Origin of the sequence: Sinorhizobium terangae (assembly GCF_009601505.1) — a bacterium.
In the GTDB taxonomy this organism is placed as follows: Bacteria; Pseudomonadota; Alphaproteobacteria; order Rhizobiales; family Rhizobiaceae; genus Sinorhizobium; species Sinorhizobium terangae.
In genome coordinates, this window is the sequence record NZ_WITC01000017.1 from 108,194 (window position 1) to 132,622 (window position 24,429).

A 24,429-nucleotide genomic window follows, 5' to 3' on the forward strand; every position below is an offset into this window, starting at 1 on the left:
GGCGCCGGGCTGTTCAACCCGGCGCCTTTATATTATGCAACGGCAACAGCCAGCGAAGATCCGATGATTCTTCGTGAGCGGCGTCTTTCAAGAGCAACTTCCTTCAGGTCGACCGAGGCTCCGTTTGGGAACCGATCTCAATGCCCCACTTGGCCAGAACAGGAAGGTAAAGCCTGCCCGCCGGCGCGACTTCCGCAGCTTCCTCGGCTATGCGCTCGCAAGCCTCTGTGCCGTCACCGTCCTCGGCCTTTCCGCCTGGAGCGCTCTGGCGCCAGACGGGCTTACCCATGCGCCCGAGGCGTCGGAAGTTGCCCCAAAAGGCGCAGCATCCGCCGGAGAGACGACGGCCGGAACCGCTGATTCCGCAGGAAGGCGGAAAAATCCTCTTCGCCCGAACGGTGCACTTTCCGGCGCCCATGTCGAAGAGATGCTGACGAACGACGGGGCGACGGTGACGAAGTACACGCCGCGATCACGCGAAAGCGACGGCCCGGCATTCATCAACGTCGGACCGGTTCGCGGCCAGGATCCGCGCATGGCGGCGCTGCCGAACGAGGATCTCTTGGAGGACAGCCCCCAGGGCCGTCTGCCGATTACCGGTCCGGACGGGCTGAGACCGATGGACCAGTATGCGCGCCCGTGGTCCGGCGCGCGCGGCACCCGCATTGCGCTCGTCGTCGGCGGTCTCGGCCTCAGCCAGACCGGAACGCAACGGGCGATCCGTGACCTTTCGCCGGACGTGACGCTCGCCTTCGCCGCCGCCGGCAACAGCCTTCAGCGCTGGATGCAGGACGCGCGACGCGACGGCCATGAGATCCTGCTGCAGGTTCCGATGGAGCCCTTCGACTATCCGGACAATGATCCGGGTCCGCACGCGCTCCGCGTTTCATTGGGCGCCACCAAGAACCTCGCAGAACTGCACCGGAGCATGGGCCAGATCACCAACTATACCGGCATCATGAACTATCTCGGCGGACGCTTCCTCTCCGACGCCGATGCGCTCGAGCCGGTAATGCGCGACCTCGGCAAGCGCGGGCTGCTCTTCCTCGACGACGGCACATCGGCACAGTCACTCTCGGGCACGCTCGCCGGTGCCTTCGACGTGCCGCATGGTTTTGCCGATGTCGTTGTCGACAGTGAGCTCAGCCGCGGCGCAATCCTGCGCAAGCTCGACGAACTGGAGCGCGTCGCAAGGCGAAACGGCACGGCGATCGGCGTCGCCTCCGCCTTCGATGAAAGCGTGGCGGCGATCGCAGAATGGATGCAGGAGGCGGGCGGGCGCGGCATCGAATTCGTCGGCGTTTCGGCGCTCGTCAACGATCCGCAACAAAAATGAGATAAGCGGGCGAAAGAGAAGGCGCTCCCGATCGGGCTGCTGTGTCGCTATGGCGTTGATTTTGTGGGGCCCATTGCAATGTTTCCGCATCTGGTAAGACGCGGCGCCGTAGGGGGCGAGAGAAGGAAGTCAGTATGAGCAAGGACAAAAGCAAGGTCGTGAAGGCGGAAGACCTGCCCTACCGGCCCTGCGTCGGGGTCATGGTCCTGAACCGCGAAGGCCTTGTCTGGGCCGGGCATCGGCTCGCCGTCGGCAATTCGGAATATGACGGCTCGCCGCAACTGTGGCAGATGCCGCAGGGCGGGATCGACGAGGGCGAGGATCCGCTCAAGGCCGCTTACCGCGAGCTTTACGAAGAGACCGGCATTCGCTCGGTATCACTGCTGGCCGAGGCGCCGAACTGGATCAACTACGATCTGCCGCCGCAATTGATCGGGATCGGCCTCAAGGGCAAGTACCGTGGGCAGACGCAGCGCTGGTATGCCTTCCGCTTCGAAGGCGAGGAAAGCGAAATTGCCATCAATCCACCGCCCGGCGGCCACGATCCTGAATTCGATGCCTGGGAATGGAAGCCAATGCATGAATTGCCGCATCTGATCGTGCCCTTCAAACGCAAGGTGTACGAGGAAGTCGTTGCAGCCTTCTCCCATCTGGTGCGTTGAGGAAATCGGCGATTTTCCGCGCGCGTTTCTCCGCTGATCCTGCTGCCGGAACCTTCCTTCCGCCTGCGGGCGGCGGGCCGAGGTGACGCCCAGTTCGATCGGTAAAGAAAGAGCGCCTCGCCTTTCAAGGCGACGGCGCTCGCGTCAGAGAAAGATCAACGCTTATTCGGCTTCGTTGGCGGGGGCGGCGTTGAGCTGGCCGTACTTCTGCTCGCCGATCGTGTCGAGCAGCTGAAGCTGCGACTCGAGGAAGTTGATATGGCCTTCCTCGTCTGCAAGCAGCTCCTCGAAAAGCTTCATCGAGACATAGTCGCCGGCCGCGTGACAGACATCGCGGGAATTCTTGTAGGCCTTGCGCGCATCATACTCGCCGGCGAGGTCAGCCTTCAGCACTTCCTTGACATTCTGCCCGATCCGCAGCGGCGCGACCGTCTGCAGGTTCGGATGGCCTTCAAGGAAGATAATGCGGTCGATGAGCTTGTCGGCATGGTGCATTTCCTCGATGGATTCCTCACGCTCTTTTTTTGCGAGCAGCGTGTAACCCCAGTCTTCGAGGAGGCGGTAATGCAGCCAGTACTGGTTGACGGCACCAAGTTCGAGAAAGAGCGCTTCGTTAAGCTGCTCGATGACCTTTTTGTCGCCTTTCAAAATCCGCCCTCCGGTTTTCCTCGTGGAATTGTTTTAGGCGGATCATGAAATCAAATATCTCGGCTTCCGTCGAGTCGCGACGGGCGTGATATTCTTCGGTGGTGCGGATGATGATGTCGACGACGTTCGGAAAGCAGCCGCAGCAACGGCCGCGCTTTTCCATCGCGTGATAGACTTTCGCCGGCACGATCAACTGCCAACAGTCTTCGTCGAGGAGGCTGATGATCGTATCTTCGATCTCTTTTTCAGTGATGAAATTGCAGCTGCAAACCAGCATCTCGTCTTGCCTATCAAACGCAACGCCCTGATTTCTCGCATAAAGCAAAAGAGGATATTTGCCGTCAAGAAAAAACTCCTCCCCGTAAAGTTGAGGGGTATGTTAGATCGGTTCTAAACTTGACGGAAATCATCGCATTTTCATCGCATTAGCCGATTCTAAGGAGACGGTTTTTCTTCCAGAACTTGCAATTTTTGCCGAACAGCCTGCGACATTTTTACACAGGACGAACCCAGGCGCCGCAAACCTTGTGGAACTCACCAGGCGAAGGGCGTGATCTCACCTAAACTCAGTGGAAGTTGCGCCCTTTCGGTATGACATCGGCCACGTCGGTTGTCGCTTCCGCGTGCTGATTGGGGCGGGCGGGCAGGGCCAGGCGCAATTGTTTAAGCGCTTTCCTTTCGCGGGCATCGGCTGTCGGCCGCAAGGCCTCGTCCGCACGGTCGTTGGCTGCGAAACGCCGTGCTTGCGTGCGCAAGAGGCCGAGCATGGGCGTTATGTCCTCGATATGCTCGGCCACCACATGGATGACATCGCTTTCGCTCTGTAAGCGGCCACGGACCTTCACGAGCCGCGAGCCCATGACCTCTGCCCGGTATTTCTTGAACATTTTTTCCCAGACAATGATGTTGGCGACGCCGGTCTCGTCCTCGATCGTCATGAAGATGACACCCTTGGCCGAACCCGGGCGCTGGCGAACGAGCACAAGGCCGGCGACCGTGACCCTTCTTCCTGCGGCGGTCCTCGCCAGATCGCGATTGGCAACTATGCCCATTCGCGAGAAATCCTCCCGCATGAAGGAAACAGGGTGAGCCTTCAGCGAAAGCGTCAGGTAGCGGTAGTCGTTGATGACATGCTCCCCAGGGGGCATATCGGGCAGAGTGACCGCCGGCTCGGCCTGCAGGTCCGCGGAACCCGCGCCATCGAAAAGCGGCAGGCGCTCGACCGCTGACGCCTCGTCCAGCGCCTTCACCGCCCAGAGGGCCGCACGCCGATCAAGGCCGATGGAACGGAAGGCATCGGCATCGGCAAGGCGTTCCAGAACGGACCGGGTAAGCCCGGACCGCATCCAGAGATCATGGACGGAGCGGTATCCCCTGTCGCGATGCGCAACGAGTGCATTCATATCCTCTTGCCTTAGCCCCTTGATCAGCCGGAAGCCCAGCCGGACGGCCTTTTCAGTCCGGATCACGCCTGCCATCCCGGCATGACGAGGACTGATCGCGGCCTTTTTGAACATGCCTTCGCCCTCAAGCAGTGCGTCCCAGCTCGAAAAATTGATGTCGACCGGCAGCACCTTGACCCCATGTTCGCGGGCATCGCGCACGAGCTGCGCCGGCGCATAGAAACCCATCGGCTGCGAGTTCAGGATCGCAGCACAGAAGACGTCCGGGTAATAGGCCTTGAACCAGGACGAGGCATAGACGAGGGATGCGAAGGAGGCCGCATGGCTCTCGGGAAAGCCGTATTCACCGAACCCCTTGATCTGGTTGAAGCAGCGCTCGGCAAACTCCCTGTCGTAACCGTTCTTGACCATGCCCTCGATCATCTTTCGCTCGAAGGTATGGATCGTGCCGGTCCGCTTGAAAGTCGCCATGGCGCGGCGGAGCTGATCGGCTTCGCTGGGCGAAAAGCCGGCGGCGGTGATCGCGATCTGCATCGCCTGTTCCTGGAACAGCGGCACGCCGAGCGTCCGGGCAAGGACCGGCCTCAACTCCGGTTTCGGGAAATCGAATACGTTTTCACCCCTACGCTGCGCCTCGCGCCGTTTCAGATAGGGGTGCACCATGTTGCCCTGGATGGGGCCGGGGCGGACGATCGCGACCTCGATCACCAGATCATACATTTCGCGCGGCTGGAGACGCGGCAGCATGCTCATCTGCGCCCGGCTTTCGATCTGGAAGACCCCGACCGTGTCGGCGCGACAGATCATGTCATAAACGACCTTCTTCTGATCCTGATAGATTTCAGCCAGCTCTTTCTTTTCCTCGTAATGCGCTTCCAATAGCTTGAAGGCCTTGGCGAGGCAGGTCAGCATGCCGAGCGCCAGCACGTCGACCTTCAGGATCTTCAGATGGTCGAGGTCGTCCTTGTCCCATTCGATCATGTAACGGTCGGGCATGGCCGTGTTCATGATCGGCACCACCTCGTCGAGCCGGTCGCGGGTGATCACGAAGCCGCCGACATGCTGCGATAGGTGCCGCGGAAAGTTCAGGAGAAGGCTGGCATAGCCGAGAACGCGCCTCGTCAGCGGGTCCGAGGCATCGAGACCCGCAGCCTTTGCCTGCTCCTCGGTGAAGGCCGAAGAACTCCAGCCCCAGATCGAGCTCACCAGCGCCGACTGGACATCCTCCGAAAGGCCGAAGGCCTTGGCAACCTCGCGCCCGGCGGAACGCGAGCGATAGCTGATCACCGCGGCGGTCAGGCCGGCATGCTCCTTGCCATAGGTCCTGTAGATATGCTGGATGACCTCCTCGCGCCGCTCATGTTCGAAATCGACATCGATATCGGGCGGCTCGTCACGGTCGCGGGACAGGAACCGGTCGAAGAGCAGGGTGAACTTTTGCGGATCGACATCGGTGATGCCGAGGCAGAAGCAGACCGAGGAATTGGCCGCGGATCCCCGCCCCTGGCAAAGAATCTTCTCCTCGCGGGCAAATTTCACCAGCTTGTGCACGGTCAGGAAATAGGGCTCGTATTTCTTGTCGTTAATGAGTTCCAGCTCATATTCGATCTGCCGCGTCACCTTTTCCGGCACGCCGGCGGGATAGCGTTCGGCCGCACCTTCGGCGACGAGCCGCTTCAAGGTTTCCGCCGGCGTTTCGCCTTCGGCGTTTTCATCCGGATACTGGTGGCTGAGCTCGTCGAGATTGAAGGCGAGCCGCTTGAAGAACTTGCGCGCATTGACGATCGCCTCGGGGTAGTCGCTGAAAAGCCGGGCCATTTCCTTCGGGCCCTTCAGGTGCCTCTCGGCATTCTTCTGGAGAAGGAAGCCGGCGCTCGCGACTGCCACATGTTCCCGAATGGCGGTGACGACATCCGCGAGCGGCCTGTATTGCGGATCGTGATAGAGCGCGTCATTGGTGGCCAGAAGCCGGACACCGGCCTTCCGGGCGAGAGCGGCAAGAACGGCGAAATCATGCCGGTCGAAGCCGTCGTAACGCGGCGTCATTCCGAGATAGAGCCGGTTGCCCGCCTGTTGCTGCAGCTTCTCCAGGATACCTCCAAGAAAGCCTGCGTCCGGTCGCCCCTCGCCTTGCATGATGATAAGGAGAAGATCCTCCTGCCACTCGAAAAGATCCGCGAGATAAAGCGTGCACTCCCCTTTCTTTGAGCGCAGGTTTCCGGCGCTGAGCAGGCGACACAGATGCCCCCACCCCTTCCTGTTTCTTGGATAGGCGAGGATATCCGGCGTGCCGTCGGCAAAAACCAGGCGGGCGCCCGGCCGGAAAGGGTAGCCCTCCACTTTTGCCTTGGCATGGGCCCGGACGACGCCCGCGACGCTGTTGCGATCGGCGATGCCGAGGCCGGCAAGCCCGACCTTCTTGGCAAAGACGATCATCTCCTCGGCGGGTGCTGCTCCTTCCAGAAAGGAGAAATTCGTACGCGCGCCAAGTTCGTAGAAGGCAGGATCCGCGCTCATGCGAAAACTCCATGCATGAACCAGCGGGGCGAGGATGTCTCCCGTCCGTAAAGACCCTCGCGGAACAGCCAGAAACGGCGGCCTTCCTGATCCTCGACCCGGAAGTAGTCGCGGGTCGGATGCCCCTCCCCATCGAGCCACCATTCGGCGGCGATGCGCTCCGGTCCCTCGGCACGGGCGACACGATACTGGGTCTTGCGCCAGTTGAAGCTGCGCGGCGCGCCATCGGGCACTTCGGCCGTCGCTTCGACAAGCTCGGGATGCGTAAAAATCCGGAGCGGGCGGTTTTCGGGACAGGCTTTTTCATCGACCGGACGAGATCCGATGACCGTCGCGACATCCGTCAGGGGCGCAAATCCGCCCGCGCGTTCCGGCAGATGGCTTTCGGCAAGGGTCGCAAAGGTCAGGCAATCCGGCCCGAAGCGGGCACACAGCTTGTCGGCGAAGGCGGCGAGCGGCTGGCTTTCATCGGGAACGCCGGAAAAGTCATCCTGGGCAGGATCGAGCCTTTCGCTTCTAAGGACGGACAGCCGAAGGATCTCGAAACCATATCCGGCATCGAGGTCATCATGAACCGCCTGCAACCGCTCGCGAAAGAGAGCCGCGATCCGATCGGCGTCGTTCAAGGGGACGGCCGCATGCGCCTGAATGCGGAACACCCGGCCATCGACGCGAATGAGAAGAAGCTCGAACAGGCGCCCGCCTTCGCCATGCCGCTCCAGCGAGAGACGGACATCACCGGAAAGATGCCGCGCCAGTTCAAGAATGTGCTCTTCGTCCTGAAGCGGTTCGGCAAGGCGGCGTTCGGCAGAAAAGCTCGGAACGGGAAGACGGGGCGAGAGAGGCTCGTCCGCGTGGCCCCTCGCCTGATCGAGCCGCAGGAGAAGCAAGGAGCCGAAGCGGCGGGTAAGAGGCGCGCGCGGCGCCTGAAGAAGATCACCGATCTCTTTCAGCCCGACCCGATCGAGCAAGGCGACGGTTTCCTCCGGCAGGCGCAGGGCGGCGACCGGCAAGGGTGCGAGAACCCGTTCGGCATCCTCGGGCGCGATGACGGCCGCACTGCCGTAGCGGGCAACCGCCCAGGAGAGGCCCGCAGAGGAGGAGATCACCGCACGCGCCTCGACGCCGAGCAGGAAGAGACGCGAAAGCACGTCATTGACCAGCACTTTCTCGCCACCGTGAAGATGGGCGCAACCGGTGATGTCGAGGAACAGGCCATCCTTTCCGTCGAGCGCGACCAGCGGCGTATAGCGATCGCACCAGTCGGCAAGCCCTTCCAGAAGGGCCCGGTCCGCCGCCGGATCGTCGATGATCACGTCGAGCGACGGACACATGGCGCGGGCGTCCGCCGCCCCCTGGCCCCGCTTCAGGCCCACCCGTTCGGCAAGCGTGTCGAGAGCGACCAGCCGCATGGCATTGTCGATCTTGGCAGCGAACACGACGGGCGGATGATCAGGACGCCCTTGCGTAAGCCAGGAGGCGCCCCATCGAATCCGCGCCACTCGATCGGCCGACAGATGCGGAAAATGGATCGACAGAATTCTCTGATTGCCCGTCTGCCTGAGAAGCGACGGACTGCTCGATGGGGTAGAAGCGGCGGTCATGGGCATTCCATTCCAGAAAGATATCGGCAGAGGCGTAAGCCCTGCTTTTTTCGACAAGGACGTGAAAGGCTGGATGACCGATGCTGCCGCAAAGCATCGCGCCATCGGGAAGAGGTCGCTCGCCGGCCGATGCCGGCTTGATCTGTAGCCGGTAAAAGGCGCTGCTGGCCTCCTCCTCGCCCGCCTGCCGGAAGAGGAAAAGAGGCACTCCGCCCGCCCGGGCCCTTACATGCAGGCGCCTGCTCTCGCTCAAGGCGAGACAGGCGGGATTGCCGCGGATTTCCAGAACGACGGCCGCAAAGACCGGTACCGAAAGAGCCGTTTCGGCAACCCAGAGCGCATCCTTGACCGTACGTATCGAAACGAACAGGAAGCGCTCGATGTCGAGCCCATAGGATTTGAGGCCCGGCGCATATGGAAATCCGGCCTCACGAGAGGCAAGCGCCTGACTGATCCACAGGACCGGTGCCAGATGACCTTTCTCCTTCTTTCGCCGCTGACAGAGCACCGCAAGCGCCGTCACGAAACCGGCGGCTGCACCCGCATCGCGCGTTTCGGCATTGCGGATTTCCGTCATGCCCGCAAGCGGCAGCCCGCCTTCGAGCACGTCATCAAGCGGCGGGACGCCAAGGGGCAGGATCTTGTTGCGGGATGCCTCCTCTCTTTGGCGCCGGAAACCGGCAGGATCGGCCGCCTTGGCTGCACGCAGGACCCCGGGCAGCCGGCGATTTTCAATCTGCGCTATGGTTTCGCGGAGGGAAAGAACGGTTTCCCGCTGCACGGCTTTCTCGGCCATGACGGTCGGCTCCACCAGATGTTCACTTTATGTTCCTATGGATTCCAGAGCCCGCCGCAAGAGTCAACAACGATGTTTGAGAATTTATTCCTCATCCTGCCCTGGCAGAATTCAACACTCGAAAAACAAAGGAGAAATCGTTATATGAAGGGCAACAAGGAGTGCCCATGGCCCGCATTGACCAGACCGATGATTGGCGGGAACGCCACGCACCGACGCTCAGCACATTCGAACTGCTTGCGCTCGAAGCCTATAGCCATCTGCCGGAGGAATTCCGCAAGCTGACGACCGATCTCATGATCGAAGTCGCCGATTTTCCAAGCGACGACGTCTTCGAAGACATGGCGCTTGAAACGCCTTTCGACCTGCTTGGCCTGTTCGAAGGCCGCGGGATCGGCGAACGCTTCACCATGGAGACTGGCCAATTTCCGAACCGCATCACGCTCTATCGCCGCCCGATCCTCGACTACTGGGCGGAAAACGAGGAAACGCTGGGTGACATCATCACCCATGTGCTGATCCATGAGATCGGCCACCATTTCGGCCTTTCCGACGACGACATGGAGCGGATCGAGGCCAGCGTCGAACACGTGGGCGGGTAGTCCAGGAAAAAGCGTGTAACAGTTTTCCGTCCCTCACCTGACTTTCAACGCAAGCCTCAGTCTTCGATCTTGCGCGCTTCCGACACGAGCATGATCGGAACGCCGTCGCGGATCGGATAAGCGAGACGGGCCTTTTCGGATATCAGTTCCTGCGCTTCCGCGTCATAGCTCAACCGCCCCTTCGTCAGCGGGCAGACGAGCAGTTCGAGGAGTTTCGGATCGACCTTGATGGCATTGACATCCATGGCTTTGCCCTACTGGAGGATGTTGTCGAGGTCGCCGAAATTGCGGGCAAGCACGATCTCGGTGATCGCAATCAGCGTTTCGGCGCGGGTCTTCAGGTCAGGCGCTTCCAGCAGCGCCTGCTTTTCCGCCGGGCCGTAGGGCGACATCATCGCCATGGAATTGACGAGCGTGCGGTTGCTCGCCCGCTCGACGCTCTCCCAGTCCGCCTCCAGCTTGTTGGCGTCGAGATAGGCGCGGAAAGCGGCGAGCAGCGCCTCGCGGTCGACCAGGCCCTCATCGTCGGGATTTTCGAGATCGGTTGCGAAGGGGCCGATGCGGAAGCGGCGATAGCCGCGGCAGCCAGCCACCTCGGCGAAGAGGCGGTAGCGGCACACACCGGTGACCGAGGTGATGTAGCGCCCGTCACCGGTCTCCGCAAAGGAGGTGATGCGGCCGATGCAGCCGACCTGGCAAAGCGCCGGCACGGGCCCCGAGTCGATATCGTTGCGCCCCTCGGAGAAGGAGGGCTGGACGATGCCGATCAGCCGGTTTCCGGCAAGCGCGTCATCGAACATCGCAAGATAGCGCGGTTCGAAGATATTGAGCGGAAGTTGCGCGCCTGGAAGCAGGAGCGCGCCCGTCAGCGGAAATACCGGAAGGATCTCCGGCAAGTCCTGAGGACCGAGGTAGCGCGCATTTCCGACATGCATTCTGGTAGACCTTGCAGATACCGGATTGCCGCGCCTCATCGCAGGCACGACCCCCGATCAAGAAATGGTGCGTCCCTTGAAAATCTCAAGGGAAAAAGACGCGGATCCTGCTGCAGTCTTGCCGCTTAAGAAAAAAGAATCGACGAAAGCTTGCGCCGCGCCGCGACCGTCGCCGGATCCTTCGGTCCCCAGACTTCAAAGAAGCCCAGGAGCTCGCGCCGGGCGCCATCGTCCTCGAAGCTGCGGTCGCGCTTCATGATCAAAAGCAGGTGGTCGGCCGCCGCATTCCGGTCGCCTTCGACATTGCGGATCTTGGCAAGCTTCAGCCGCGCCGCGTGGTCATCCGGATTGAGCGCCAGCTGATGCTCGAGCGCCGTCGGATCGCCGAGTTTGCGTGCTTCTTCGATCTGGTCGAGTTTCTTCGAGACGGCGCCGATGGCGGCGTCCTTCGCAAGCTCCTCCGGCAATTCCGAAAGCGCCTGGCGCGCCTCGGCAAGCTGGCCGAGCGCAATCATGCATTCGACCATGCCGGCAATGGCGGTCGCATTTTCCGGCTCCGCCTGGAGGACGGCACCATAGAGGCCGGCGGCGTTTTCCGCCTCACCGGCATCGAGCAATGCCTTGGCATCGGTCAGTGCGGCTTCGATCTCGGCCTTGCCATCGCTCACGGCGGGTCCCGCGATACGGTCGATGAACTGCTTGATCTGGCTTTCGGGAACCGCACCCATGAAGCCGTCGACCGGGCGTCCGCCGACGAAGGCGATGACGGCGGGGATCGACTGGATGCCGAGCTGGCCCGCGATCGAGGGATGGTCGTCGATATTCATCTTGACGAGCTTCACCCGGCCGGCAGCTTCCGTCACGACCTTTTCGATCACCGGGGTCAATTGCTTGCAGGGTCCGCACCAGGGCGCCCAGAAATCGACGAGGACCGGCTGCTGGCGCGAGGCTTCCAGCACGTCGCGGGAGAAGGTGGCGGTGGTCGTCTCCTTGATCAGATCGCCTGCGGCTGCGGCCTTCGGCGCCGGCTGGCCACCGAACGAAGCCGAAGCCGTCATCTGGTTGCCGAAAGAACCTGCATAGGGATTGTCGCTACCGCTCATTCTTCTCTCCTCGCGGACTTGCCGTCCGACTTCATGCATCCGCGCCAAAGATCGTATGTCAGCTCGTCACTTTCAAGACAAGCGGCTCATGCCCTGTCGCTTCCATGAAACGCAGCATGTCTTTCGACGCGATCGAGGTCGTCTGGTCGTTCGAGAGCGGGTGGCCGTTGATCGTGTCAAATTCCATCAACGCCTCGTCGAGAATGAACTTCACGTTGCCGCCCGTGTCGTTGATCGCGCCGAATGCGGTCACCGCGCCGGGGATGACGCCCAGATATTCCATCAGCTTTTCCGGCTTGCCGAAGGAAACCTTGCTCGCCGCGCCGATGACCTGATGGACGGTCTTCAGGTCCACCGTAGCGTGCTCCTCGACGGTCAGCAGGAAATAGTTGTCCTTCTTATCCTTCACGAACAGGTTCTTTGTATGTCCGCCGGGAATTTCGTCGCGCAGCGCCACCGATTCGGCCACCGTGAAGACCGGCGCATGGCGCTTCGTCGTGTGTTCGATCCCAAGGTCGTCGAGAAAACGGAACAGGTCCTCCGCGGTCTTCGGCTCAGCCTCGCTCATCATCAAATCCTTCCTGTCGTGGCGATTTTCGCCCTGCTTTACGGAGAACAGGCGCGCTCCGCAATCTCAGGCGCGGCGATTCTCAGGGGCTGGTGCGGCATGTGGGCGGAAGCCGTTCACGCTTCCCATGCGGTGCGCACTCTTGACCAACATGCGTCAGTGGAAAACACCAGCATTTCCAGGCTTTCTGGATTGCCCCGAAAAAATTCTTCGCATTTGCGTCATTTCCCTGTTGCATTTGAAAAAGGCTTAGGCCATATAGCGCCCGTCGCCGCAAGACGGGGCGGCACCACGGTCCACCGACTACCCCCGGGCCGCGGATGATGAGCGGGTGTAGCTCAGGGGTAGAGCACAACCTTGCCAAGGTTGGGGTCGGGCGTTCGAATCGCCTCACCCGCTCCAATTTTCCAACCACTTCATTTCATTGTCGCCTTGGCCTCTATCGTTGAGCCACGCTGCTTTAACGTGGGGTGCGTCCAATCGGACGCGCAAAGACCCTAGCACTTTGAATTACTGCAGCCGCAGCAGCCCCTCAGCTCTTCATAAATACGTAGTCCGTCTCCTGACGCAGCGTTTTACCCGGCCTGAGCACCGCGTTCGGAAAACCTTCGTGATTGATGGCGTCGGGCCAGATTTGCGTTTCGAGGCAGAAGCCGGCGAAGGGGCCGTAGCGGCGGCCCTCCAGGCCCGGCACCGGCACGTCGAGCTTGAAGCCGGTATAGAGCTGGATGCCGGGCTCGGTCGTCAGCACTTCCAGCGAAATCCCGGAATTGATGCTGCGCACCAGCGCCACCGAGTGTTTTTCCATCCGCTCCGGCGAGAGACAGAAATTGTGGTCGTAGGTGATCTTTTCGCCTTCCGTCTGCCGTCGCAGCGAGGTCATTTCCCTGAGATCGAAGGCCGTGCCGGCAACGGCGCGGATTTCGCCGGTCGGGACCTGCCGCTCGTCGGTCGGCAGATAGTGATCGGCGGCGATCATGATGTCATGGCCGAACACGTCGTCGCTGCCGTCGAGATTGAAGTAGCTGTGCTGGCAGACATTGGCGAGCGTCGGGGCATCGGTTTCCGTTGCGTAAGCGACGTTCAACACGCCACCGGGTTTCAGCGTATAGCTGCAGGTGGTCGTGCAATTGCCGGGATAGCCGGCCCGTCCGTCGGGATCGGTGATCCTGAGCGTTACGCGATCCTCTGCAAGGTCGATAATCGTCCAGTTGCGGTTGGCGATGTTATCGCTGCCACCGTGAAGATGGGTCACACCCTTTTCGTTGCGCTCCAGCTGATAGGCCTTGCCGTCGAGCGTGAAACGTCCGCCGCCGATGCGGTTGGCGTTGCGGCCGGGGGTCGCGCCGAAATAGGACGAATGCGCAGGATAGCTGTCGAAATCCTCGAAACCGAGCACCAGCGGCGGCTGGTGCCCTTCGAGCCGCAGGTCCTGGATGACCGCCCCCCAGGTGATCACCTTCGCGGTCAAGCCGCCGCCTCTGAGCGTCACGCGATGAACCGGTTCACCGGAGGGCAGGTGACCGAAGATTTCCATGTCCGCGCTCATCTTGTCTCCATCTTCTGCGAGTCGGCGTCAACCTGCGGTATTTCCGGCGACGCGGCAACCGGAAAGTCATACTTTTCCTCTGCCTGCGTCCGGCTGCCCCTCATCCGCTGCCGCGACCTTCTCCCCACTTGCGGGGAGAAGGACATGCCGCTCCGCCCACGCCCCCTCTGCCCGCAGGCGGAGCGAAGGGGCAAGCGCCGTACGCGTCGTTCACCGCGACAGTTCCTTCGTCGCGGCCTGCAGGCCGGCGAGCGTCAGCGGAAACATCCGGCCGCCGAAGAGGGCGCGGATCATGCCGATCGACTGGGTGTGGCGCCAATGCTCCTCGGGAACCGGGTTGAGCCAGATCGAGCGCGGGAAATGCGCCGTGATGCGCGTGAGCCAGAGTGCGCCGGCTTCGTCGTTCCAGTGTTCGACCGATCCGCCCGGATGGCTGATCTCGTAAGGGCTCATCGAGGCATCGCCGACGAAGATGGCGCGATAGTCGCCGCCGAAGGTGCGCAAGAGCTCCGCCGTGCGGGTCACATCGACGCGCCGGCGGCGATTGTCCTTCCACAGGCCCTCATAGACGCAATTGTGGAAGTAGAAATAGTCCATGTGCCGGAATTCGCCGCGCGCAGCCGAGAAGAGTTCTTCCACGACGCGGATATGGTCGTCCATCGATCCGCCAACGTCGAAGAACATCAGGAGCTTGACCGCGTTGCGCCGCTCCGGCCGTGTCACGACGTCGAGATAGCCATGCTCGGCGGTGGAGCGGATCGTGCCGGAAAGATCGAGTTCCTCGGCAGCGCCCTCACGCACCCAGCGCCTCAGCCGTTTCAGCGCCACCTTGATGTTGCGCGTGCCGAGTTCGACCGTGTCGTCATAGTCCCTGAATTCACGCCGGTCCCAGACCTTGACCGCGCGCCGATGACGCGAGCCCTCCTGGCCGATCCTCACCGCTTCCGGATTGTAGCCATAGGCGCCGAAAGGTGAGGTGCCGTCGGTGCCGATCCATTTCGAGCCGCCCTGATGGCGGCCGGTCTGCTCCGCAAGCCGCTGGCGCAGCGTTTCCATCAGCTTGTCGAAGCCGCCGAGCGCCTCGACGAGCTTCTTCTCCTCCTCTGTCAGGTATTTCTCGGCAAGTTTCTTCAACCACTCCTCGGGAATGATTGCCTCACCAAAGGCCTCCGATGGGGAAACCGCTTCCAGACCGGCAAAACAATGCCGGAACACCCTGTCGAACCGGTCAATGTGGCGCTCGTCCTTCACCAGCGCTGCGCGGGCGAGGAAATAGAAGGCCTCGACGTCGAAGGTCGCGATTCCCGTCTCCATTCCCTCGATCAAAGACAGGAACTCCCGGAGCGTCACCGGGACTTTCGCGGCCTTCAATTCGAGGAAGAAGGGGATGAACATCGAGGCTCAATGGTCTCCCGTGCCGATCTTTTCGAGCTCGTAGGGCGTCGTCTGGTACATCTCGTTGATCCAGTTGCCGAAAAAGAGATGCGCGTGGCTGCGCCAGCGGTTCTGCGGCGGCAGGTCCGCATCATTGTGCGGGAAATAATCGTGCGGCAGCTTGATCGGCACGCCGGCATCCACGTCGCGGAAATATTCGTCCGACAAGGAGGTCGAATCATACTCCACGTGGTTGAACATATAGAGCCGGTTGCCTTTCTTCTCGTGCACCAGGCAGACGCCCATCTCCTTCGATTCCATCAGGATTTCGAGCTCCGGCACGCGGTCGATGTCGGCGCGGCGCACCTCGGTCCAGCGTGAAACCGGCACGGCGAAATCGTCGGAAAATCCGTTCAGATAGACCGAGGAGGGTTTCAGGTTCTGGTGGCGGTAGACGCCGAAGGCCTTTTCCTTGAGCGGGTGTTTCGGAATGCCGTGGAAATGGTAGATCGCCGCCATCGCGCCCCAGCAGACGTTCATCGTCGAATGTACGTTCGTCGCCGTCCAGTCGAAGATGCGCTGCAGTTCCTTCCAGTAGGTGACGTCCTCGTATTCGAGCGTCTCGACCGGCGCGCCAGTGATGATGAAGCCGTCGAACTTGCGGCCCTTCACCTCCTCCCAGGTCTCGTAGAAGGCGAGCAGGTGATCCTCGGGCGTGTTCTTCGGCCGGTGGCCGTTGACGCGGACCAGCGTCAGCTCGACCTGCAGCGGCGTCGCGCCGATCAACCGCGCCATCTGGATCTCGGTCTTGATCTTGTTCGGCATGAGGTTCAGGAGCCCGATCTGAAGCGGGCGGATGTCCTGACGGATCGCCACGGTCTCGGTCATCACCCGCACGCCCTCATGCACAAGGGTTTCGAAGGCGGGCAGCGTATCGGGAATCTTGATGGGCATGGGGTCCACTCGATCAATACAAAAAAACCGGCGGCGAGATGATCGCGACCGGTCCTTGGAAATCCACTTTTCCTCGGCCCTTTAGCGATTTCTTTAACGTGGCTGCAAGCCGGCCGGCCAAATCACCACGGTTTGTTTGATAGCGCGGTAAGTGGCTGGCGGTCAATGAAAAACGATTCGGCTCCGTCGCGGCCGCCCCTCATCCGGCCTACCGGCCACCTTCTCCCCGCAAGCGGGGCGAAGGAGACTCGCGGCACCCTCTTAAGTCCCTCGCCCCGCTTGCAGGGAGAGGGTTAGGGTGAGGGGCAAAGGTAGGTACCATATGGATCATCCGTCGCGGCGCGCCATGAAGGCCAGGCGCTCGAAGAGATGTACATCCTGCTCGTTCTTCAACAGCGCCCCGTGCAGCTTCGGCAGCATTGTTTTTGGGTCGGCGCGCAGATCCGCCGGATCGATCTCGTCGGCGACCAGCAGCCGAATCCAGTCGAGCGCCTCGGAGGTCGAGGGTTTCTTCTTCAGCCCCGGCACTTCGCGGATGCCGTAGAAGGCGGTGAGTGCCGCCGACAGCAGCGTCTTGCGGATGCCTGGGTAGTGCACCTCGACGATGCGCGCCAGCGTCTCGGCATCGGGGAAGCGGATGTAATGGAAGAAGCAGCGGCGCAAAAAGGCGTCCGGCAGTTCCTTCTCGTTGTTGGAGGTGATGATGACGATCGGCCGGTGCCGCGCGTGGATCGTTTCGCCGGTCTCGTAGACGTGGAACTCCATCCGGTCGAACTCCTGCAGGAGGTCGTTCGGGAACTCGATGTCCGCCTTGTCGATCTCGTCGATCAGCAGCACGGTTTTCCGCGGCGCCTCGAAAGCCTGCCAGAGCTTGCCCTTGCGAATGTAGTTCTTCACGTCATTGACGCGGAGATCGCCAAGCTGGCTGTCGCGCAGCCGCGAGACGGCGTCGTATTCGTAAAGCCCCTGCTGCGCCTTGGTCGTCGACTTGACGTTCCACTCGATGAGATCGAGACAGAGGGCGGCCGCGATTTGGCGTGCAAGCTCGGTCTTGCCGGTGCCGGGCTCGCCCTTGACGAGAAGCGGACGCTCCAGCCGGATTGCCGCGTTGACGGCGATCATCAGGTCCTTGTCGGCGATATAGTCGGCCGTGCCTTCGAACTGCATGGGCTTCTCTTCGGTCTCTCTACGCTCAGTTGGAGAGCACAGGCTTCACCCGCGAAGCGCCGTAACCTCGATCTCGATCAGCATTTCCGGGCGGATGAGATCGCAGACGATCATCGTCGCCGCCGGGCGGATGTCGCCGAACATCTCGCCGAAGATCGGAAAGACCCGGTCGGCAAAGCTCGCGTCCGTGACGTAGTAATGGTTGCGCACGACATCCGAAAGCGAGAATCCGGCCTCCTTCAAGGCGCCCTCGATCGTCTTCAGGCAGTTGCGCGCCTGTTCCTCCACCGTCTCCGGCATCGTCATGGTCGCATAGTCATAACCGGTCGTACCGGAGACGAAGCACCAGTCCCCCTTGACGACGGCACGCGAATAGCCTGCCGTCTTTTCGAAAGGGGAACCGGATGAGATGAGCTTGCGCGTCATGGGCGCCCGCGCTTACGCCCAGGGGCGCGATGCGGCGTTTTTCTGCTCGAAGCTATCGATGGCGCTCGCCTTCTCCAGCGTCAGGCCGATGTCGTCGAGGCCGTTCAGAAGGCAATGGCGTTTGAAAGCATCGACCTCGAACTTGACCGAACCGCCGTCGGGGCCGGTGATTTCCTGTGCTTCCAGATCGACCGAAAGCACGGCGTTCGAGCCGCGGTTGGCATCGTCCATCAGTTTGTCGAGGTCGGCCTGGCTGACGACGATCGGCAGTATGCCGTTCTTGAAACAGTTGTTGTAGAAGATGTCGGCGAACGAGGTCGAAATAACGCAGCGGATGCCGAAATCCAGGAGCGCCCATGGCGCATGCTCGCGCGAGGAGCCGCAGCCGAAATTGTCGCCGGCAACGAGGATCTTGGCGTTCTGGTAGGCCGGCTTGTTGAGCACGAAATCCGGATTCGGCGTGCCGTCCTCGTTATAGCGGGCTTCGGCGAAAAGTCCCTTGCCAAGGCCGGTGCGCTTGATCGTCTTCAGGTAGTCCTTCGGAATGATCATGTCCGTGTCGATGTTGACGACGGGCAGGGGCGCAGCGACGCCGGTGAGCTTGACGAACTTTTCCATGACTTTGGCCTTCGATTTCAGCGGAAACGTTGGAAGAGCGTTTAGAGCAGTTTCGCGCCGAAATGAAGGAAAATCTGCGTTTGCGAGACGTCACAGATCGATGATCGTGCCGCGTCCGTCATTCCAGATCCGCATTTCGCGCCGTTCTCCGGTCGGATTCACCCGGGCGTGCGCAGGCGCGGGCTTGCCATTGAGCCTTGCGGCGATGGCGCTGCCGATCGCAACGACGGCGGCGATGCCGGCCAGAGCCACGGCAAGCGATGCGGTGAAGACGAGAGCTGCCAAGGTAATGGCAATGGCTGCGGTCGTCAGGAGAACAGAGCGAATGCTTTGCATGATCTTCAACCTTTCTGACATGCGATGTGGGAGCTCAATGCGCCTCTTGCAAGAGGTTGCCCACTTCAAAGTGTCGCAGCGACCTTGGCGCGCCCAATTGCACGCGCGGCGCTGCAGTCGCTCGTCTTGCGTAACAATCGAAAGGCGGGCACAACGGTTCCATGACAACTGTTATCGCCCATCATCATCCCGCTCGCCTGCGTCGCTCCGTGCTTTGCGTTCCGGCCGACAATGCTCGCGCCCTGGCAAAGGTGCGGCAGCTTGCCGCCGACGCCGTGATCTTCGACCTGGAGGATGCCGTCGCTCCCGAACACAAGGGCGAAGCGCTTGTCCGGCATCTTTCGAAGCACAGGCCCGATTGTGAGGTGGTCATTCGCATCAATGCGCTGGGATCAGGCTTCGGCCAGATGGATCTCACCGCCGCAGTTGCCGCCGGTCCCGACGCCATCCTTCTGCCGAAGGTCGAGAGCCCGTCGGACATCCAGGCGGCCGTCGACTGGCTTGGCGAAAATGATGCGCCTGAAAGCCTCAGGCTCTGGGCGATGATCGAAACGCCGCGCGGCCTGCTCAATGTTGCGGCAATCGCCGAGACCGGCCGCACCTTCGGCGGCAGGCTCGACTGCTTCGTCGTCGGGCTCAACGATCTCGGGAAGGACACAGGCGTTCCCGCGAATCCCGGCCGCGCCTATCTGGTGCCCTGGCTGATGCAGATCCTGCTCGCAGCGCGCGGCAGCGGGCTTGATGTCATCGATGCGGTCTACAACGATTTCCGCGACGCGGACGGTTTTGAGGCCGAATGCCGCCAGGGGCGCGACATGGGCTATGACGGCAAGATGCTCATTCACCCGGCCCAGATCGGTCCGGCGAACGAGCATTTCGGCGTCGATCAGGCGGCAGTCGAGGAGGCACGCGCGATCATCGCCGCCTTCGACCTTCCGGAAAACGCCGACAAGGGCGTGATCAATCTCCACGGCCGCATGGTCGAGCGGCTGCATCTCGACCAGGCCCTGAAACTCGCCGCCAAGGCGGACATGATCGAAAGACGAAAGGCAAAACCTTGAAACTCTACCGCTTCCTCACCGGCCCTGACGACGCCTCCTTCTGCCACAAGGTCACGGCGGCGTTGAACCAGGGATGGATGCTGCATGGTCCGCCGACCTACGCCTTCAATGCCGACACCCAGCACATGCAGTGCGGCCAGGCGGTAGTGAAGGAGGTGGCAGGCAAGGACTATCACCCGGACATGAAGCTATCGGAGCAGTGAGCAATCATTGGCACTGAGTAGTTGCCCCTCACCCTCTCCCCGCGAGGGGGGCGAGGGGGGGGGACGGGAGCTTGCCGTTTGCTCTCCTCCCGTGATCGCTGCAGACAGGTGCCGCGCGTCTCATTCGCCCCGCCTGCGGGGAGAAGGTGGCCGGCAGGCCGGATGAGGGCTTACACGCGAAAGAACTTCTTGTAGTCCAAGATCGTTCAGATCTGCTGGCCCGCAAGCAGGCGCGGGTCGCGCTCGCCGGCCACACCGGCCGCCTGGCGGATGAAGAAATTCTTGAGCGACGGAATGCGATCGACGATGCCGAGGCCGACGTCGCGGGCGATCCTGATCGGTGTGATGTCGTTGGAAAACAGCCGATTCAGGACGTCCGTCGTCACCCCCATCCGGAAGGTATCGAAACGCCGCCAGATCTGATAGCGCTCGAGGACCGCGAGCGACCCGATGTCAAGGCCGAGGCGGTCCGCCTCGACGATCGTTTCGGCGAGCGCCGCCACGTCCTTGAAACCGAGATTGAGCCCCTGGCCCGAGATTGGGTGGATGCCGTGAGCGGCATCGCCCGCCAGCGCGAAGCGGGGTGCTATGAACTCCCGGGCAAGCGTCAGGCCAAGCGGAAACGCCCTGCGGCCGCCGACGACCTTGAGGTGGCCGAGCTTGTGGCCAAAGCGGCGTTCGAGCTCTTCGTCGAAGAGGAAATCGTCTGCCTTGACGAGGCGTTCGGCATCGAAGGTGCTCTCGGTCCAGACGAGGGAGGAACGGTTGTTCTTCAGCGGCAGCGTGGCAAAGGGGCCGGCGGGCAGGAAATGCTCCTCGGCCGTGCCCTCGTGCGGGCGCTCGTGCTCGACCGTCGTGACGATCCCCGACTGGCCGTAGTCGAACTCGACCACCTTGATGCCGGCCGCATCGCGCAGCCTGGAGCGAACGCCGTCGCAGGCGACCAGAAGGCGTGCCTCGAGCGTTTCGCCACCGGCAAGCGTGATCGCCACTGCGTGCTCGCGGCTCTTGAAGCTCTCGACCATCGTCGATTGCCGGATGGAAACGCCAAGGTCCTTGCAGGCGGCGCGCAGCGCGCCGACCAGTGCCGTGTTCGGAACCATATGGGCGAAGGGACGGCCATCGCCGCCGTCGCCCTCGAAGGTGAGAAAGACCGGACGAACGGGATCGGCCGCCTTCGAATCGGTGATCACCATCCTGAGGATCGGTTCGGCCTCGGGCGCAATCGCATCCCAGACGCCGAGAACATCCAGCATCCGCTCAGCGGCCGAGGCGACGGCGGACGCCCGCTCGTCCTTCTTCCAGGCGCCTTCCGGCGCACCGTCGACGACCGTGATGTCGAGATGGGGCGCCGCTTTCTTCAGCGACACGGCAAGCGACAGACCGACATAGCCGCCTCCGGCAATCAACACATCGATCATCCGCTTCTCCCGTCGCACTTTGGGCCCATCGTACTTGAGCCCCATCCCACTTGAGCATTGATCTGTGGCTATATAGATCAATGCCATCGCTGTTCCTACACCGGAGACCGCCGAAATGTCGCGCCCTGCCGAAACCGCCACGCCCATGGATGCGCTCCTTGCGATACTCGACCTCGAAAAACTGGAGGAGAACCTCTTTCGCGGCTTGAGCCCTCAGGTCGGCTGGCAACGGGTCTTCGGCGGACAGGTGATCGGCCAGGCTCTGGTGGCGGCGCAACGCACCGTCGACGAGGGCCGCTATGTGCACTCGCTGCACGCCTATTTCATGCGGCCGGGCGATCCGTCGGTCCCTATCATCTACGAGGTCGATCGCATCCGCGACGGTTCGAGCTTTGCCACCCGGCGGGTCGTGGCGATTCAGCACGGCAAGGCGATCTTCTCCATGTCGGCATCCTTCCAATACGACGAGGACGGTTTCGAGCATCAGTTCGAGATGCCGCAGGTGGCGATGCCAGAGACCCTGCCCGGCGAGCAGGAACTCAAGGAAAAGTTCCTCGTGCACGCGCCCGAGGCAATCCGCAGGTACTGGGAACGGCCGCGACCGATCGAGATTCGCCCGGTCGCGCTCGAGCACTATTTCTCGCGCGACAAGCTGCAGCCGACGCAGGATGTATGGGTGAAGGTTGTCGGCACCGTGCCCGACGAGCGCCATCTGCAGGCGGCCGTGCTCGCCTATCTCTCTGATATGACCCTGCTCGACACCTCCCTCTACGCCCACGGCACTTCGGTCTTCGACCGAAACCTGCAGGTTGCCAGTCTCGACCATGCCATGTGGTTCCACCGCCCCTCGAAGATGGATGATTGGCTGCTCTATACCCAGGACAGCCCGAGTGCGCATGGCGCCCGCGGCATGACCCGTGGCAGCCTGTTCGACCGCTCAGGGGTGTTGATTGCCTCCGTGGCGCAGGAAGGATTGATCCGCAAAAAGGCAACTGAATAATAATTGAGCATTTTTCAATTTCTGCTCATTTTTTACGCTGAAGATCTGATGATTTTTTAGCATTCCGTGGAACAATCTACCCGGAATTCTATTTTCGCACGTTTTCTCAATGACTTAATCCCTCCCGTCGAATCTGGCACGCCCCTTGAATGTCTGTTTCCGGTTGCCCGGCGCTTCGCGCGCTTAAGCAGCAAGGAGAACGGCCTCCGGCGGAGGCGGAATAGGATGGGAAACCAGATGAAAATTGTGATGGCCATTATCAAGCCGTTCAAGCTCGATGAGGTTCGCGAAGCCCTCACCCAAGTTGGCATCCAGGGGCTGACCGTAACCGAAGTGAAGGGCTACGGCCGCCAGAAGGGGCACACCGAAATTTACCGCGGCACCGAATACGCCGTGAGCTTCCTGCCGAAGCTCAAGGTCGAGATCGCCGTGCCGTCGGAGATCGTCGACAAGGCCGTCGACGCGATCGCCTCTGCCGCCAAGACCGGCCAGATCGGCGACGGCAAGATCTTTGTCTACGCGATCGACCATGCCGTGCGCATCCGCACCGGCGAAACCGATTCAGAAGCGTTGTAAACCACGCCGTTCAGGGAGCATTTCTCAGATGTCATCGTTCAAACTTTCCACCTCTCTTGGACGCCTGGGCGCAACCGCTGCCGCCCTGCTTGCGCCGGTCGTCGCCTTCGCCCAGGAGACGGCCCCTGCCGCCGCCGAGGCCGTTGCGGCAACGCCGGTTCCCGACAAGGGCGACACCACCTGGATGCTGCTGTCGACCATTCTCGTGCTGCTCATGACCGTTCCGGGGCTGGCACTCTTCTACGGCGGTCTCGTGCGCGCCAAGAACATGCTCTCGGTGCTGATGCAGGTTCTGATGATCACCGCCGTCGTCATGATCATCTGGGTGACCTACGGCTATTCGTTGGCCTTCACCGATGGCGGCTCGCTCAACTCCTTCGTCGGCGGCTTCTCCAAGATGTTCCTCGCCGGCGTCGACACGACGACGCTCGCGGAAAGCTTCTCTAAGGGCGTCTTCATTCCCGAATACGTCTTCGTCGTGTTCCAGATGACCTTCGCCTGCATCACGCCGGCGCTGATCGTCGGTGCTTTCGCCGAACGCATCAAGTTCTCGGCCGTCATGCTCTTCGTCGTCCTGTGGGTCACCTTCGTCTACTTCCCGGTCGCCCACATGGTCTGGTTCTGGGGCGGTCCGAGCGCCTATACGGCTCCGACCGGCCTGATCTTCTCCTTCGGCGCAATCGACTTTGCCGGCGGCACTGTCGTCCACATCAATGCCGGTATCGCGGGCCTCGTCGGCGCCATCCTGCTTGGCAAGCGCACGGGCTACAAAAAGGAGATCATGGCACCGCATTCGATGACGCTCACCATGGTCGGCGCCTCGCTGCTGTGGGTCGGCTGGTTCGGCTTCAATGCCGGCTCCAACCTGGAAGCCAACGCCTATGCGGCGCTCGCCATGATCAACACCTTCCTCGCTACGGCCGCCGCAATCATCTCCTGGGCCGTGGTTGAAACGCTCGTCCGCGGCAAGGCCTCGATGCTCGGCGCTGCCTCGGGCGCCGTTGCCGGCCTCGTCGCTGTCACGCCGGCTGCCGGTTTCGCCGGCCCGATGGGCGCGATCGTTCTCGGCCTCGCCGTCTCGCCGGTCTGCTACTTCTTCGTCGACGTCGTGAAGAACAAGTTCAACTATGACGACAGCCTCGACGTGTTCGGCATCCACGGCGTCGGCGGCATCCTCGGCGCGATCGGAACCGGCATCCTCGTCAACCCGGCACTCGGCGGCGCAGGCATCGTCGACTATTCGACCGCCGACTTCGCCGCGGGCTATGCTGGCACGGCAACGCAGGTCTGGGCGCAGCTCAAGGGCGTCCTCGTCACCGTCGTCTGGTCCGGCATCGGCTCGGCCATCCTCTACAAGGTAGTCGACGCGATCGTCGGTCTGCGCGTCTCGGTCGAAGCCGAGCGTGAGGGTCTCGACCTCTCCTCGCACGGCGAAGCCGCGTACCACGCAAGCTAAGCGATTGCGGCGCCCGAAAGCGGCGCCGCCGACAGTCCCGTCGCGGTCCGTCCGGTTATTGCGGACCGCCACTGGCCCGGATCCAAAGATCCGGGCCTTTTTTAGCGACTCCAT

The 24,429-nt window shown here is 61.8% G+C and carries 25 protein-coding genes, 1 tRNA gene and 1 riboswitch; of the genes, 9 read left to right on the forward strand and 17 right to left on the reverse strand.

Annotated features, from left to right (window positions below; genetic code table 11):
• The first annotated feature begins 124 nt into the window (after positions 1–124).
• Together GHK62_RS02340 and GHK62_RS02345 are read left to right on the forward strand one after the other, a co-directional pair.
• A complete protein-coding gene (locus GHK62_RS02340; protein WP_153436738.1) occupies positions 125–1,336 on the forward strand; it encodes a divergent polysaccharide deacetylase family protein in 1,212 nt (403 codons plus the stop codon).
• Between the two features lie 134 nt (positions 1,337–1,470).
• Positions 1,471–1,998: an RNA pyrophosphohydrolase gene (locus GHK62_RS02345; protein ID WP_153436739.1), complete on the forward strand. Its 528-nt coding sequence runs from the start codon at positions 1,471–1,473 to the stop codon at positions 1,996–1,998.
• Between the two features lie 162 nt (positions 1,999–2,160).
• Here the strand turns inward: GHK62_RS02345 and bfr are convergent, their stop codons facing one another.
• The 5 genes from bfr to GHK62_RS33820 all read right to left on the reverse strand — a co-directional run bounded on the left by bfr (position 2,161) and on the right by GHK62_RS33820 (position 8,966).
• A complete protein-coding gene (gene bfr / locus GHK62_RS02350; RefSeq protein WP_153436740.1) occupies positions 2,161–2,646 on the reverse strand; it encodes a bacterioferritin in 486 nt (161 codons plus the stop codon).
• Complete coding sequence (locus GHK62_RS02355; RefSeq protein WP_136505458.1) at positions 2,612–2,923, reverse strand: (2Fe-2S)-binding protein; 312 nt, start codon at positions 2,921–2,923, stop codon at positions 2,612–2,614. Before GHK62_RS02355 ends, bfr begins: the two co-directional genes overlap by 35 nt.
• Before the next feature lie 289 nt (positions 2,924–3,212).
• Positions 3,213–6,566 carry an error-prone DNA polymerase gene (locus GHK62_RS02360; RefSeq protein ID WP_153436741.1) on the reverse strand — a complete coding sequence of 1,118 codons (3,354 nt, stop codon included), beginning with the start codon at positions 6,564–6,566 and terminating at the stop codon, positions 3,213–3,215.
• The gene (locus GHK62_RS02365) at positions 6,563–8,068 is read right to left on the reverse strand and encodes a DUF6504 family protein (protein ID WP_327791032.1); all 1,506 of its coding nucleotides are present in this window, start codon (positions 8,066–8,068) and stop codon (positions 6,563–6,565) included. Before GHK62_RS02365 ends, GHK62_RS02360 begins: the two co-directional genes overlap by 4 nt.
• Complete coding sequence (locus tag GHK62_RS33820) at positions 8,019–8,966, reverse strand: ImuA family protein (RefSeq protein WP_184108642.1); 948 nt, start codon at positions 8,964–8,966, stop codon at positions 8,019–8,021. The genes GHK62_RS02365 and GHK62_RS33820 overlap by 50 nt, the downstream gene beginning before the upstream one ends.
• Before the next feature lie 167 nt (positions 8,967–9,133).
• Here GHK62_RS33820 and GHK62_RS02370 point away from each other — a divergent pair, with 167 nt between their 5' ends.
• Complete coding sequence (locus GHK62_RS02370) at positions 9,134–9,568, forward strand: metallopeptidase family protein (protein WP_153436743.1); 435 nt, start codon at positions 9,134–9,136, stop codon at positions 9,566–9,568.
• Between the two features lie 56 nt (positions 9,569–9,624).
• Here the strand turns inward: GHK62_RS02370 and GHK62_RS02375 are convergent, their stop codons facing one another.
• The 4 genes from GHK62_RS02375 to GHK62_RS02390 all read right to left on the reverse strand — a co-directional run bounded on the left by GHK62_RS02375 (position 9,625) and on the right by GHK62_RS02390 (position 12,174).
• Positions 9,625–9,813, reverse strand: coding sequence for a Trm112 family protein (locus tag GHK62_RS02375; protein WP_153436744.1), 189 nt, complete (start codon positions 9,811–9,813; stop codon positions 9,625–9,627).
• Positions 9,814–9,822: 9 nt separating this feature from the next.
• Positions 9,823–10,503, reverse strand: coding sequence for an LON peptidase substrate-binding domain-containing protein (locus tag GHK62_RS02380; protein WP_153436745.1), 681 nt, complete (start codon positions 10,501–10,503; stop codon positions 9,823–9,825).
• 125 nt (positions 10,504–10,628) lie between these two features.
• Entirely contained in the window at positions 10,629–11,606 is a 978-nt protein-coding gene (gene trxA / locus GHK62_RS02385; protein ID WP_153436746.1) for a thioredoxin, read from the reverse strand.
• 58 nt (positions 11,607–11,664) lie between these two features.
• Positions 11,665–12,174 carry a prolyl-tRNA synthetase associated domain-containing protein gene (locus GHK62_RS02390; protein WP_153436864.1) on the reverse strand — a complete coding sequence of 170 codons (510 nt, stop codon included), beginning with the start codon at positions 12,172–12,174 and terminating at the stop codon, positions 11,665–11,667.
• Between the two features lie 327 nt (positions 12,175–12,501).
• Between GHK62_RS02390 and GHK62_RS02395 the strand changes: the two genes are divergently transcribed.
• A tRNA-Gly gene (locus GHK62_RS02395) sits at positions 12,502–12,576 on the forward strand.
• 130 nt (positions 12,577–12,706) lie between these two features.
• Here the strand turns inward: GHK62_RS02395 and GHK62_RS02400 are convergent.
• The 7 genes from GHK62_RS02400 to GHK62_RS02430 form a co-directional block, all read right to left on the reverse strand.
• Positions 12,707–13,723 (reverse strand): aldose epimerase family protein, encoded by a 1,017-nt coding sequence (locus GHK62_RS02400; RefSeq protein WP_153436747.1) that lies wholly within the window; start codon positions 13,721–13,723, stop codon positions 12,707–12,709.
• A 210-nt stretch (positions 13,724–13,933) separates the two neighbouring features.
• Entirely contained in the window at positions 13,934–15,118 is a 1,185-nt protein-coding gene (locus GHK62_RS02405; protein WP_153436748.1) for a vWA domain-containing protein, read from the reverse strand.
• Positions 15,119–15,124: 6 nt separating this feature from the next.
• Positions 15,125–16,051, reverse strand: coding sequence for a homoserine O-acetyltransferase MetA (gene metA / locus GHK62_RS02410; RefSeq protein ID WP_153436749.1), 927 nt, complete (start codon positions 16,049–16,051; stop codon positions 15,125–15,127).
• Between the two features lie 61 nt (positions 16,052–16,112).
• A riboswitch (SAM riboswitch) is annotated at positions 16,113–16,190 on the reverse strand.
• A 188-nt stretch (positions 16,191–16,378) separates the two neighbouring features.
• Positions 16,379–17,218 (reverse strand): AAA family ATPase, encoded by an 840-nt coding sequence (locus tag GHK62_RS02415; protein WP_153436750.1) that lies wholly within the window; start codon positions 17,216–17,218, stop codon positions 16,379–16,381.
• Between the two features lie 45 nt (positions 17,219–17,263).
• Complete coding sequence (locus tag GHK62_RS02420; RefSeq protein ID WP_153436751.1) at positions 17,264–17,644, reverse strand: RidA family protein; 381 nt, start codon at positions 17,642–17,644, stop codon at positions 17,264–17,266.
• A 12-nt stretch (positions 17,645–17,656) separates the two neighbouring features.
• The gene (gene leuD / locus GHK62_RS02425) at positions 17,657–18,262 is read right to left on the reverse strand and encodes a 3-isopropylmalate dehydratase small subunit (protein ID WP_153436752.1); all 606 of its coding nucleotides are present in this window, start codon (positions 18,260–18,262) and stop codon (positions 17,657–17,659) included.
• A 90-nt stretch (positions 18,263–18,352) separates the two neighbouring features.
• Complete coding sequence (locus tag GHK62_RS02430; protein ID WP_153436753.1) at positions 18,353–18,598, reverse strand: hypothetical protein; 246 nt, start codon at positions 18,596–18,598, stop codon at positions 18,353–18,355.
• A 161-nt stretch (positions 18,599–18,759) separates the two neighbouring features.
• Between GHK62_RS02430 and GHK62_RS02435 the strand changes: the two genes are divergently transcribed.
• Together GHK62_RS02435 and GHK62_RS02440 are read left to right on the forward strand one after the other, a co-directional pair.
• A complete protein-coding gene (locus tag GHK62_RS02435) occupies positions 18,760–19,659 on the forward strand; it encodes an HpcH/HpaI aldolase/citrate lyase family protein (RefSeq protein ID WP_153436754.1) in 900 nt (299 codons plus the stop codon).
• Complete coding sequence (locus tag GHK62_RS02440) at positions 19,656–19,862, forward strand: DUF1737 domain-containing protein (RefSeq protein ID WP_153436755.1); 207 nt, start codon at positions 19,656–19,658, stop codon at positions 19,860–19,862. Before GHK62_RS02435 ends, GHK62_RS02440 begins: the two co-directional genes overlap by 4 nt.
• Positions 19,863–20,068: 206 nt before the next feature.
• Here the strand turns inward: GHK62_RS02440 and GHK62_RS02445 are convergent, their stop codons facing one another.
• A complete protein-coding gene (locus GHK62_RS02445; RefSeq protein WP_153436865.1) occupies positions 20,069–21,328 on the reverse strand; it encodes a ubiquinone biosynthesis hydroxylase in 1,260 nt (419 codons plus the stop codon).
• Positions 21,329–21,398: 70 nt separating this feature from the next.
• Here GHK62_RS02445 and tesB point away from each other — a divergent pair, with 70 nt between their 5' ends.
• The 3 genes from tesB to GHK62_RS02460 all read left to right on the forward strand — a co-directional run bounded on the left by tesB (position 21,399) and on the right by GHK62_RS02460 (position 24,315).
• Entirely contained in the window at positions 21,399–22,283 is an 885-nt protein-coding gene (gene tesB / locus GHK62_RS02450) for an acyl-CoA thioesterase II (RefSeq protein ID WP_153436756.1), read from the forward strand.
• A 225-nt stretch (positions 22,284–22,508) separates the two neighbouring features.
• Complete coding sequence (locus GHK62_RS02455) at positions 22,509–22,859, forward strand: P-II family nitrogen regulator (RefSeq protein WP_167528132.1); 351 nt, start codon at positions 22,509–22,511, stop codon at positions 22,857–22,859.
• A gap of 28 nt (positions 22,860–22,887) precedes the next feature.
• Positions 22,888–24,315, forward strand: coding sequence for an ammonium transporter (locus tag GHK62_RS02460; RefSeq protein WP_153436758.1), 1,428 nt, complete (start codon positions 22,888–22,890; stop codon positions 24,313–24,315).
• Positions 24,316–24,429: the final 114 nt, after the last annotated feature.